This is a genomic window from Kribbella sp. NPDC104218, from assembly GCF_055584105.1.
This window is the reverse complement of record NZ_JBVJMQ010000003.1, coordinates 211,148-223,300: the sequence shown is the minus strand read 5'-3', so window position 1 is coordinate 223,300 and position 12,153 is coordinate 211,148. Positions and strand designations below refer to the sequence as shown.

The following is a 12,153-nucleotide window of genomic DNA, read 5'->3' as shown; positions in this document are numbered from 1 at the left end:
CGCATCAGGGGGTGGTGGTGAGGGCGGGGGTGGTGAAGTCGCGGAAGAGGGCTACTACGTCGGCTCGGGGGGTGGCGGGGTTGGCCAGCCACCAGCGGCCGAGTTGTTCGCCGACGCCGCTGACGGCGTAGGCGAAGGCGAGGGTGCGGTCGTCGTCGCGCGGGCCGAGCTGGGAAAGCATGGCGGCGATGCGGAGGATGGTGTGCCGCCGTAGTTCGGTGAGCTGGTCGGCGAGCTCGCGGGAGAGCGCGATGCTGGGGTTGAAGAGGACCATCCAGCGTTGCGGGTCGCGTTCGAGCAGGGCGAAGAAGACCTCGCCGGCGCGTTCCATCACGGCCGCGACATCCGCGCCGGAGCCGATCAGCTGCTCGGGCTCGCGGATCTTGTCCTCGAGCTCGGCGCGGGCCCGGCGGACGCAGGCCAGGTAGACGGCGTCCTTGGTCTGGTAGTGGTGGTAGACCGTCGGGCGGGAGACGCCGGCGAGGCGCGCAATGTCGTCCATCGACGTGCCTTCGAAGCCCTGAGTGGCGAACAGCCCCTCGGCGACGTCCAGCAGTTGCGCGCCCCGCGTCTCCCGCGTCATCCGGACCCTGCGCTCGACCTGACTACCCATGCGGGCATTGTCGCGCTAGCGCAGGCTCAGACCCTGCATCAGGGCAGGCTCCGGGTGGCGTTGAAGTCCCAGATGATGCGGGCCAGGTCAGGTCCTTCGTTGTCGACCAGGCCGCCGCGGCCCGGGCCGGGCCACTTGTGCTCGAGCCCCTGGACGAGCACGTACTCGATCAGCGGCGCTCCACCGGCGCGCGGGACGTACTTGCGATGCGTGTACGTCTTCAGGCCGGGTGTGGTGACGGTGACGTTGGAGTCGGCGACGTCGTCCACGTCCCCGTCGAGGGCGTCGTCGATGGCCAGGTCGTCGATCGCCGCCCAGTGCGTCACGAGCCGGTCGGCGAGGAACGGCCGCACGGTCGTGTCCTGATCACCCTGGACGACGAGCGTCGGCACCGGCCGGGCCCGCCGGCCCATGTGCCCCCAGGCCCGCTTGGCGGTATCGATCGGACGGACGTCGTCCAGGTCGTTCAGATTGATCTCGTTGGCGCCGTACTCCGCGCCGGCCACCGAGGTGACCGAGGCGTAGATGTCCGGGTAGGCGACGCCCATGATGACGGCCGACCCCGCGCCGGACGAGGCGCCGTTGATGTGCACCCGCTTGGCGTCGGCGTTGTAGTCGGCAACCACCTTCTTGGTGACCGCGGCGAACAGCGCCGGCTCGCCCTGCCCCCGGCGCTGGTGCTCCGGCTTGAGGCCACCCCAGCAGCCGGTGACGTCGCGGAACACGTCCTGCGTCGGGTAGACGACGATGAAACCCTTCTCGTCGGCCACCTGGTTGAAGTTCGTCAGGTCCCGCATGTTGTTCAGCCCGTAGCCGCTCATCGTGCAGCCGTGCACCGACACCACGACCGGCAGCGGCTTACCCGCGGCCTGCTGCGGCGGCACGTGCACCTGGTACCACATCGTGCCTTCCGGACCGTTGTACAGCTTGGTGTGATCCGTACCTCCGGCCGCCGGCTCGGCGACCGGAGCGGCCGCGGCCACCGTCGGCGCCGCGAGAGTGAGCGCCACGCTCACCAGCGCGGCAGTCAGCATCCGTCGATTCATCAAGGTCCCCCCAGGAAGTCGTGATTGATCGACTTACACTGTAAGTATACAGAGTGTCAGTAGTCAAGACCTAGGCGATTGACAACGATGTATTGACGATCCGTAGCCGAATGCTCACAGTGGGCGCAAACCGCCCCCAGTGTGAGGACTCGCTCATGCGCAGAACACCTGTCATCGTCACGGCTGTCGCCCTGATCGCCACCTGCACCGCCATCCCGTCCGTGGCCTCCGAACCCGCGCCGCGGACCCCCGCCGTCCAGCTCACCGCCGCCGACCAGCAGATGCTGGCCCAGCGGCCGTTGGTCGAGGCCGCTGATCGCCTCGCCAAAGTGGCCCAATCGCCAAGCCTGCAAGGCTATGCGGGCATCACACTCACCGACGACGCCGTCGTCCTGTGGTGGAAGGGCACTCCCCCGGCCCAGGTCGTGCGAGCCGTCACCGGCCCGGTCCGGATCGCGAACGCCGTCCACTCCAAGGCCGAGCTGGACGCCGCCGCCCGGGCCATCGAGGCCTACCAGCGCCAGAACCCCGGGCACGGGATCGACGCGATCAAGAACCCCGGCGACGGCAGCGGCCTCGTCCTCGGCGTCCGGCCGAACCATCGGGCCGCCGCGGCCCTCGATCAAACGCTGGAACGACGTACCGGCGTACCGATCCGGGTCGTCGCCGAGGAGCCGCTCGAGCCGACGTCGCGTGGTGACGACTGGTCGCCCTGGATCGGCGGCGCCCGGTTGTGGAACCAGTCGGCCGGCGCCATCTGCACCACCGGCTTCGGCGTCAAGGACGGCCAGGGCCGCCCGTACATCCTGACCGCCGCCCACTGCGGCCAGTCCGGTCAGCAGTTCGCCGACGGAACCGGCGAATACATCGGCCACATGGGCGCCCGGCACCAGGATCACGACATCGCGCTGATCCCGACCAACGCCGTCGACTTCCAGCTGTACGTCGGCGACGGCAACAGCGGCCTGGTCGAGAACGTCCCGTACTGGGGTCATGTCTACGTCGGCCAGTACCTGTGCCAGAGCGGGATCACCAGCGCGGCCGCCGTCGGCGGCCCGGTCTGCAACATCAAGGTGCTCTTCTTCTACAACGACCGCGAGGATCTCGTCGAAGGTGAGCAGATGAACGGCCAGCAGTCCGCCCGCGGCGGCGACTCCGGCGGCCCGGTCTACTCCCGCGGCTCGGCCGGCCTGATCGCCAACGGCACCGTCACCCGCAGCGCCGGTCCCCGGATCGGCTTCCAGGACTTCGCCACCGCGAACCGCGATTTCGGCGTCGCGATCCCGTAAATCTCTTCCCCTGGTTGCCTGAAGCGAACGTATGCCTCAGGCAACCAGGGCGGCGAGGTCTGGCCGGGATCAGAATTCGGTACTAGCCTCAGGCCCAGATCGGCGCCGTGGGGGTGCCGGTCGGTACGCCGTATCCGAGGGGGGCTCGGTCTCGGGAAACAGGAGTCCGCGGCGGCGGCCTGGGGGGCGACGCTGAGGGTGAGGCCCGGTTTTCCCTGTGGTGACGGCGTCTTCTGCCTTCACGGGAGGCCACCGCATGAGGTCACCGCTCCATCGACGAACGAAGATACGCACCGCCACGGCCGTGACAGCCGCCGCTGTTCTCGTCGCGACCACGTTGTCGCCGACCGGCGCGATCGCCGCCGACCCAGTACCAGGGGGCCGGAACTGGACGGCGACGCCGTTGCAGATCGCCAGCACGGTCAACGGCGCGAAGTCGCCGACCGGGCAGCTCGCCAAGAGCGATCCGGCGCTGCTCGCCAACACGTCGGCCAAGCAGGTCCGGGTCGTCGTCAAACTCGACTACGACTCGCTCGCGGCCTACCGCGGCGGCCTGAAGGGCCTGCCCGGCACCAGCCCGGCGGTCACCGGCAAGCGTCTGGACCCGAAGGGCGCCAACGCCGCCAAGTACCTGAACCACGTGGCCGGCGTCGAGAACGACTTCCTCGCGGCGCTGCAGTCCAAGCTGCCCAGCGCGCGAGCCGGTCAGAAGCTGCGCACGGTGTACGGCGGTATCGCGCTCAGCGTGCCCGGTAACCAGGCGCGCGAGCTGCTCAAGCTCCCCGGCGTCGCGGCCGTCCAGCAGGACGACCCGCAGAAGCTGCTGACCGATTCCAGCGGCGACTTCATCGGCGCCCCGACGATCTACAACAAGCTGGGCGGCTCGTCGTCGGCCGGTAAGGGCGTCATCGTCGGCATCCTGGACAGCGGCTCGTGGCCCGAGCACCCGTCGTACGCCGACCCCGGCACACTGCCCGCACCGCCGCCGACCGCGGACGGCACGCCCCGGGTCTGCAACTTCGGCGACAACCCGCTGACCCCGGCCAGCGACCCGTACGTCTGCAACCGCAAGCTGATCGGCGGCCGGCCGTTCCTGGACACCTACAACGCGGTCATCGGCGGCGACGTCTACCCCGACTCGGCCCGCGACTCCAACGGCCACGGCACGCACACGTCGACCACCTCGGCCGGCGGCCCGGTCGCGAACGCGAACCCGCTCGGCATCAACCGCGGCCCGATCCGCGGTATCGCCCCGGCCGCGGCCGTCTCGGTCTACAAGGTCTGCGGCGCCCAGGGCTGCTTCCCGTCCGACTCCGCGCAGGCCGTCGCCCGCGCGATCCTGGACGGCGTCCGGGTGATCAACTTCTCGATCTCCGGCGGCAGCGACCCGTACAGCGACCCGGTCGAGCTCGCGTTCCTGGACGCGTACGCCGCGGGCGTGTTCGTGGCCGCCTCGGCCGGTAACTCCGGGCCGGGCGCGAACACCACCGACCACCGCAGCCCGTGGGTCACCACGGTCGCGGCGTCCACCCAGAGCCGCACCTTCCGCTCGACCATCACGCTGGCCGGCAGCGGCGGCGCGACCGCCACCGTCTCCGGCGCTTCGGTCACCGGCGGGATCAGTACGCCGACGCCCGTCGTGAAGGCCGGCACCACCGCCGGGTACACCGACGCGACCTGTAACACCCCGGCGCCCGCGGGCGTCTTCACCGGCAAGATCGTCGCCTGTCAGTTCACCCCGGGCCGCGTGATGAAGGGGTTCAACGTCAAGCAGGGCGGCGCGGTCGGCATGCTGATGTACAACACGACCTTCCCGTCCGACGTCTTCACCGACAACCACTGGCTGCCGGCCGCGCAGCTGGAGAAGCCGGACGCCGACGCGCTGCTCGCGTTCCTCGCCGCGCACCCGAACGCCACGGCCAAGATGACCCAGGGCACCAAGGCCACCTGGCAAGGCGACGTGATCACCAACTTCTCGTCGCGCGGCCCCGGCGGCGACTTCCTGAAGCCGGACGTCACGGCGCCCGGCCTGCACATCCTCGCCGGTCAGACCCCGACGCTGGAGGGCCCGGCGGGCGGCCCGCCCGGAAACCTCTACCAGGTGATCGCCGGGACGTCGATGTCGTCGCCGCACGTCGCCGGCGCCGCCGCGCTGCTCTTCGCCCTGCACCCGTCGTGGACGCCGGGCCAGGTCAAGTCGGCGCTGGAGACGACCGCCAAGACGAACGTGCGCAAGTCCGACAAGGTCACCCCGGCCGACCCGTTCGACACCGGCGGCGGGCGGATCGACCTGACCAAGGCCGGCGACCCCGGCCTGACGCTGGACGAGACCGCCGCGAACTACGCGGCCTCGGCCACCGACGCGCTGAACCGGATCGACCTGAACCTGCCGTCGGTCAACGCGCCGACCATGCCCGGCGTGATCACCGCCGAGCGGGTCGTCAAGAACGTCACCAGCTCGAAGCTCCGCTTCACCGCGACCGGGACGACGGTGAACGGCGCGAACATCACCGTCCTGCCGCCGATCTTCGAGGTGGCGCCGGGCAAGTCGCAGAAGCTGACGGTCGTGATCACCGCGGCCGAGCTGCCGGACGGGCAGTACTTCGGCCAGGTCAACCTCAAGCAGGTCGGCGGTAACCGGGCACTGCATCTGCCGGTCGCGTTCTACCGGCAGGAAGGCGTCGTCCCGATCGACCAGAACTGCGTCCCGAGCACGATCGCCCGCAACACCGGCCAGTCGACCTGCACGGTGACCGTGCAGAACAACAGCCTGCAGGCGGCCGAGGTCACCGCGCTCAGCACGCTGAGCTCGCAGCTGCGCCTGAACAGCGTGACGGGCGCGACCAAGGTCGGCACCCAGATCGCGACCAAGACCGCGACCCTGGCGGCCCGCCAGCCGGACAAGCCGGTGATCGCACCGGGATCGCTGTCCGGCTACATCCCGCTCGACGCCTTCGGCATCGCACCGGCGCCGATCGGCGACGAGCAGGCGATCAACTTCAACGTGCCGCCGTTCGTGTTCGCCGGCCAGACCTACTCGCAGATCGGCGTGGTCTCCAACGGCTACTCGATCGCGGGCGGCAGCACCGGCTCGGACGACGTCAACTTCACCCCGCAGACCCTGCCCGATCCGACCCGGCCGAACAACGTGCTCGCGCCGTACTGGACCGACCTCGACGGGACGGGCGCGCCGGGTGTCTACGCGGCGACTCTGACCGACGGGGTGGACACCTGGCTCGTCCTCGAATGGCGGGTCAACCTGTTCGGCACGACCAGCCAGAAGGTGTTCCAGCAGTGGATCGGCGTCAACGGCACCGAGGACATCACCTACGCCTACGACCCGGGCAACCTGCCGGGTGATCCCGGTCCGGCGTACGGGCTGACCGTCGGCGCGGAGAACTTCGAGGGCACGGCCGGCAGCCAGATCAGCGGCCCCCCGACGCAGGACTACCGCGTCGCGAGTACGCCGGGCGCGCCCGGTGGCTCGATGACGTACTCGATGAACGTCAAGGGCGTGCAGAAGGGAACCGGCTCGGTCACGACCGGAACCTCGACGCCGCTCGTGAAGGGCCTCACGATCGAGGTCGACAAGATCACTGTCAACTAGTGCAATGACAGCTCCGGGCCGGGTCCATCGGATCCGGCCCGGACTACTGTTCGGGCATGACCGAAATGCTGGATGCCCCGATCGTGGCCGTCGTCGTCTATCCCGACCGGGCCCGCGTGACGCGCCGCGGCCGAATCACCCTGCCCGCCGGGGATCAAACCGTCTACGTCGACGCACTCCCCCTCGCTCTGGAGGAGGAATCGGTCCGGGTCGCCGGTCGCGGCCCGGCGACCGTCCTCGGCGTGGACGTCGTCATGCGGCACAACCCGCAGGCGCCCGACGAGACCGTCATGGAGCTGGAGCGGCAGCGCCATGCCGCGCAGGAGGAGGTCGGCGAGCTCGCCGACGCGGCCGGCGTCCAGGATCAGCTCAGCGCCTTCCTGGCCCAGCTCGGACGCCGGGCCGGTGGCAGCTTCGCGCGCACGCTCGCGACCGGTGAGACCGGCGCCGACCTCAGTGAGTTCACCGAGTCGCTCGCCGTCCGGCTGACCGCCGTCCGGTCGAAGCGCCGGGAGCTGGCGCGACAGCAGCAGGAGGCCGAGGAGCGGCTCGCGGCCGCGGAGCGCCGGCTGGCCGCGATCTCCGAGCAGCGGACGCCGGATCGCCGTTCGGTCGCGGTCGCGCTGGCGCTCGAATCCGAGGCCGAGGTGGAGATCGAGCTGTCGTACGTCGTCGAGTCGGCGGGGTGGTCGAGCTCGTACGACATCCGGCTGTCGGGTGATCGGCTGACGCTGAGCTGGTTCGGGCTGATCACGCAGACCACCGGCGAGGACTGGCCGGAGTGCGAGCTGAGCCTGTCGACCGCGCGGCCGACGATCAGCGCGAAGGTGCCGGAGCTCGAGCCGTGGTACCTGGACCGGGTCCGTCCGCCGATGCCGATCGCGGCGCATCTGCCGGTGTCGGCCACCGGGGCGATGTACTCGATGGGAGAGATGGACTACGGCGCCGTGCCGCAGCCCTCCGCCCGGCTCGCCTTCGCCGAGTCCGAAGCGATCGTCGAGCAGGGCGCCACTGCCGCCACGTACACCCCGCCGCGACCGGTCGCCGTCCCGGCCGACGGCGCCGCCCACCGCGCGACGATCGCCTCCGTCGAGCTGGAGTCCGAGCTGGACTACGTCACCGCGCCGGTCGAATCGGCCGACGTCCACCTCCGGGCGACCGTGGTGAACTCGAGCGCCCACGCCCTGCCCCCTGGGAAGGCAGCCGTCTTCCACGAGGCCGAGTTCGTCGGTTCGACGGAGCTGCCGCAGTGGGCGTCAGGTGAGGAGATCGAGCTGGCCCTCGGTCTCGACGACCGGATCCGCGTCGAGCGCAAGCTGGTCCGGCGGACGGCGTCCAAGGCGACGCTCGGATCGACGCGCCGCCGCGAGGTCGAGTACACCACCACGGTCGAGAACCACAGCCCGCGGGCGGCCCGGATCACCGTCCTCGACCAGCTGCCGCTGTCCATCGACCACGACATCACCGTCAAGCCGATCACCACGTCCCCGGAGCCGGCCGAGACCACCGAGCTCGGCGTCGTCACCTGGAAACTCGACCTGCCCGCGGGCGAGCGGACCACCCTCACCCTCGGGTTCCGGGTCGACAGCAGCAAGTCCGTCCAGCTGACCGGCTGGCGCGAGTAGGGCGCCGGCCGGTCCATACTCGGACCATGACCGATCTCGCCACGAAAGCCAGCGAACTGCTCCGACTCCACCACACGGGTGAAACGCTCGTCCTGCCGACCGTCTGGGACGCCTGGTCGGCACAGACGGTCGCTGCGGCCGGGTTCCCGGCGCTGAGCATCGGCAGCCACCCGCTCGCCACCTCCCGCGGCCAGGAGGACAACGAGGGGATGACGCTGGACGACGCTCTGGACGGGGTCCGCCGGATCGCTGCGGCAGTCGACGTACCGGTCACCGCGGACGTCGAGTCCGGCTACGGGACGGCTCCGGCCGAGCTGGTCGAGCGGGTCCTGGAGGCGGGCGCCGTGGGGATCAACGTCGAGGACACCGTGCACAGCGAGGGCCGGCTGCGGGAGGTGCAGGAGCACGCGGACTACATCGGCGCGCTGCGGGCCGCGGCCGACCAGGCCGGCGTCGAGCTGGTGATCAACGCCCGGACGGACGTGCTGTTCGGCAAGCTGCAGAAGTTCGACGACCCGCTGGCCGAGGTCATCCGGCGCCTCCAGGCCTGCGAGGCCGTCGGCGCCCGCTGCGTCTACCCGGTCCTGCTCCCGGACGCCGATGCGCTGCGGACCGTCCTGGCCGAGCTGAACGGCCCGGTCAACGTCACCGCGCACCCGGTCAAGGGCGCGGCGTCCGGTTCGTTCGACGAGCTGAAGGCGGCCGGCGTCCAGCGGATCACCTTCGGGCCGCTGCTCCAGATGGCCTTGACCGACAGCCTCACCGGGCTGGTCGAATCCTGGCGCTGAAAGTGCCGTGAACCGATCGTGTCCTCCCGTCATCAGAGCCCTCCAGTACGACACACTGAGGACGATTTTCGGAGGGCATCATGAATCGGAGCATCAAGCTGGCCGGCCTGGTGACGGGGGTTTCCCTGGCCGCCGTGGCGGCGGGCGCGCTCGTCGCCGCCCAGCAGACGCCGACGCTCGCCGCCGCGTCCGACGGCGGCGGCGCGCGGCCGATCGACACCGTCACCAGTGCCAAACCGACGACCACGCCGTCGACGACGCCGTCCGGCACGCCGTCCGCGCCGATCAAGCGCACCCTCGATCTCACTCAGCTCAAGCAGGGTGCGGTGCCGAACACGGCGTACGTCGACGGCCGCACGGTCCACGTCGGCCAGACCGAGTTCAGCCTCCCAGCCAGTGACGGGCTGGTCTGGAACGTCGTCCGCGCGGGTGCCGGCGACGCGCTCGTGCACCACAGCCCCAAGGACGGCAACGGCGTCCTGACCGTCTGGACCGCCGGCGCCCGCGGCGAAACCATCAAGGACGTCAACACCGTCCTGTCCTCGGCCGACCGGTCAGCGAGCGCGTACGCCGTCCAGCCGACCACCGCCTCCGGCGCCGAGCTCTCGCGCTTCACGCTGAACTGGCGCGACAACGGCACCGGCGAGGTCTACTCCGTCGACCGCACCGGGGAGCACGGGCCCATCGTGCATGCGGTCCAGGGCAGCGAGGTCTACTTCAGCGCGCTGTCGAAGACCTCCAAGCAGACCCTCTACCGCTGGACCGCGGGTGACGACAAGGCCATCCCGGTCCCGGCCGCGCCCGCGCCGTCCGCGGTCTCGTCGGATCTGCAGCTCGCCGCATCGGTCGTCTCGGTGGCGGACGACGGCAGCTGCACCGCCCTGGTCGAGCTGGCCGCGGCCAAGAAGCGCTGGCAGACCTGCACGTACGCCGTCGACGAGCTGCCCGCCAAGAGCACTTTCGCCCTCGGCGGCCCCGCCTACCGCGACGGGTACGGCGACGGTCTTTTCGCCGCCCTGGATCTGAAGACCGGTAAGGCCGTTCGCGAGTGGTCCGGTGGCTCCAAGGTCGCGATCATCTCGACCACGGTCGAGGACGCCGACCACATCCTCGTTCTGGCCGAGCAGAACGGTCAGACCGCGATCGCCCGCTGCACCCCGGCGACGGGCGACTGCGAGCTGGCCGTCCCCTTGAAGAAGGGCACTGGTAACGACGACAACCGGCCGTACCAGCTCGGCCGATGATCGCCTTATTTCTTTGGCGTGTAGGTGATCGAGTCGAGGACCTGCTCAGCTTGGGCGGCGTCCTCGGCCCGGACCTGGATGCGAACCAGGGCGCCGTTCAGCTGCTTGACGTGCTCGACCGTCGTCATGCCGGCTGGACAGTTGATGTAGGTCGCAGTCGCGATGCCGGGCTTGTCGGCGCGTTCCGGCACCGCTGTGCAACCAGCAGGCGTTGGGAGCGTGGCTGACGACGGCAGCTCACCTGGCGGCAGTACGCCCGCGAAGACACCGGAGACCTTCGCGGCGGGCTGGCTCCAGGTGTTGTTGTCGCTACTGACCAGCAGGCCTGGGAGCGATGCGGTAGCGCCGACCGGCCTCCAGCCGGTGCCGGATCGACTGCCGGCCCAGTCGCGAGGTAGCTCGACCGAGAGGACCTGTTGCTGGTCAACGACGCGGACCCACTGGCGCTGGACGCCGTACTGCCAGCCCAGGTAGCCGCCTGCGGTACCAAGCACAGCGGCCGCGACGCTGGCTGCGACCCAGGGGTTGATCCGGCGCCGCCGGGTGGGCGCCTCCGCAGCAGCACGCAGGGCTTCGGCGTACGCGCGGACGTCGGGCCACCGCTGGTCGCGGTCCTTGCTCAGGCCGCGGCGGACGACGGCGTCCACCGCGGGCGAGACGTTGCGCAGCGCAGGCGGCGGTCCGTCGACAGCCAGGACGGCGGCCAGGGTCGTCGCGCCGTACGGCGGCTTCCCGGCCAGGGCGGCATAGGTGACCGCGGCCAGCGCGTACAGGTCGGCGCGCGGGTCGAGGACGTCGCCGCGGACCTGCTCGGGAGCGACGTACGCCGGGGTGCCGCCCGGCATCGTCACCCGGGACACCGCGTCGAGCGACTTGCCCAGGCCGAGGTCGCCGAGCATGGCGCGCTCGCCGGTCGGCGTACTGCGGAAGAGCACGTTCTCCGGTTTCACATCGCGATGCAGGACGCCGCGATCGTGCAGCTCCTGGAGACCGGCACTGACGTGGTCGATCACGTCGAGGGTGTCGGCCAGCGGGAGCGGACCGGCCTTGATCCGGTCGGCGAGCGTCCCGCGGTCGGCGTAGGTGAGCACCAGGAACGGACGGTCGTCGTCGGTCGCGCCGATGTCGTGGACGCCGACGACGTGCGGCGACTCGACCTTGCGCAGGAAGCGGCCCTCCTCGACGAACCGCCGCCGGACGTCCAGGTCGTCGACCCAGTGCTCGGCCAGGACCTTCACCGCGACCTCGGCGTCCAGCTCCTCGTCCCGAACCAGCCAGACCGCAGCGAAACCACCACTGCCCAAGCGCCGGATCACGGCGTAGCGGCCGAAATGAGAGGGCTGAACCATGGAGGTCATTATCCTCAACGCCATGCCGAACGACGCCGACGTGCTCGACGACCTGGCTCGCCGCGCAGCGCGGGACCCGGCGCTGCTCGACGAGCTGATCCGGCAGATCCAGCCGCAGGTCCTGCGGATCTGCCAGCGGGTGCTGCCGCATCGCGCCGACGCCGAGGACGCCTGCCAGGAGGCGCTGCTGGCCATCGCCACCAAACTCGGGACCTTCGCCGGTCGCAGCCGCTTCAGCACCTGGGTCCACGCCGTCGCCTCGAACGCCGCCCGCGAGACCTACCGCCGCCTCAAACGCCGCGCCGCCGAGCGCCCCGACACCTGGGCCGACGCCGACCAGCCGGCCCGCCACGACCGGCCCGATCCGCGCACCACCAGCGTCGTCGCCGGCACCCGCCTGGACCTCCTCGACGCCCTGGAACACCTGGAAGCCGAACTACCCGAAACCGTCACCGCAGTAGTACTCCGCGACATCTACGAGCTCAGTTACGACGAGATCGCCGACCAGGTCGGCATCCCCGTCGGCACCGTCAAGTCCCGCATCAACCGAGCCCGCGCCGTCCTCAAGGACCAGCTGATTCCGCGATAACTG

9 protein-coding genes are annotated in these 12,153 nt (G+C 70.5%); 6 read left to right on the top strand and 3 right to left on the bottom strand.

Annotated elements, in window-relative coordinates:
- Positions 1–4: 4 nt before the first annotated feature.
- Positions 5–613, bottom strand: a complete 609-nt coding sequence (locus tag ACZ6ZD_RS26030; RefSeq protein WP_465676491.1) for a TetR/AcrR family transcriptional regulator — start codon at positions 611–613, stop codon at positions 5–7.
- Between the two features lie 38 nt (positions 614–651).
- Positions 652–1,659 carry an extracellular catalytic domain type 1 short-chain-length polyhydroxyalkanoate depolymerase gene (locus ACZ6ZD_RS26025; protein WP_465676489.1) on the bottom strand — a complete coding sequence of 336 codons (1,008 nt, stop codon included), beginning with the start codon at positions 1,657–1,659 and terminating at the stop codon, positions 652–654.
- Positions 1,660–1,814: 155 nt separating this feature from the next.
- Between ACZ6ZD_RS26025 and ACZ6ZD_RS26020 the strand changes: the two genes are divergently transcribed.
- From ACZ6ZD_RS26020 to ACZ6ZD_RS26000, 5 genes are all read left to right on the top strand, one after another.
- Positions 1,815–2,948: a chymotrypsin family serine protease gene (locus ACZ6ZD_RS26020; protein WP_465676487.1), complete on the top strand. Its 1,134-nt coding sequence runs from the start codon at positions 1,815–1,817 to the stop codon at positions 2,946–2,948.
- Positions 2,949–3,252: 304 nt separating this feature from the next.
- On the top strand, positions 3,253–6,555 hold the full coding sequence (locus ACZ6ZD_RS26015) for a S8 family serine peptidase (protein ID WP_465676485.1): 3,303 nt from the start codon (positions 3,253–3,255) through the stop codon (positions 6,553–6,555).
- 56 nt (positions 6,556–6,611) lie between these two features.
- Positions 6,612–8,180: a DUF4139 domain-containing protein gene (locus tag ACZ6ZD_RS26010; protein WP_465676483.1), complete on the top strand. Its 1,569-nt coding sequence runs from the start codon at positions 6,612–6,614 to the stop codon at positions 8,178–8,180.
- Between the two features lie 26 nt (positions 8,181–8,206).
- Positions 8,207–8,968 carry an isocitrate lyase/PEP mutase family protein gene (locus tag ACZ6ZD_RS26005; protein WP_465676481.1) on the top strand — a complete coding sequence of 254 codons (762 nt, stop codon included), beginning with the start codon at positions 8,207–8,209 and terminating at the stop codon, positions 8,966–8,968.
- A gap of 80 nt (positions 8,969–9,048) precedes the next feature.
- Entirely contained in the window at positions 9,049–10,212 is a 1,164-nt protein-coding gene (locus ACZ6ZD_RS26000; protein ID WP_465676479.1) for a hypothetical protein, read from the top strand.
- Positions 10,213–10,217: 5 nt separating this feature from the next.
- Here the strand turns inward: ACZ6ZD_RS26000 and ACZ6ZD_RS25995 are convergent, their stop codons facing one another.
- Entirely contained in the window at positions 10,218–11,561 is a 1,344-nt protein-coding gene (locus tag ACZ6ZD_RS25995; RefSeq protein WP_465676477.1) for a serine/threonine-protein kinase, read from the bottom strand.
- Positions 11,562–11,583: 22 nt separating this feature from the next.
- Between ACZ6ZD_RS25995 and ACZ6ZD_RS25990 the strand changes: the two genes are divergently transcribed.
- A complete protein-coding gene (locus ACZ6ZD_RS25990; protein WP_465676475.1) occupies positions 11,584–12,150 on the top strand; it encodes an RNA polymerase sigma factor in 567 nt (188 codons plus the stop codon).
- Positions 12,151–12,153: the final 3 nt, after the last annotated feature.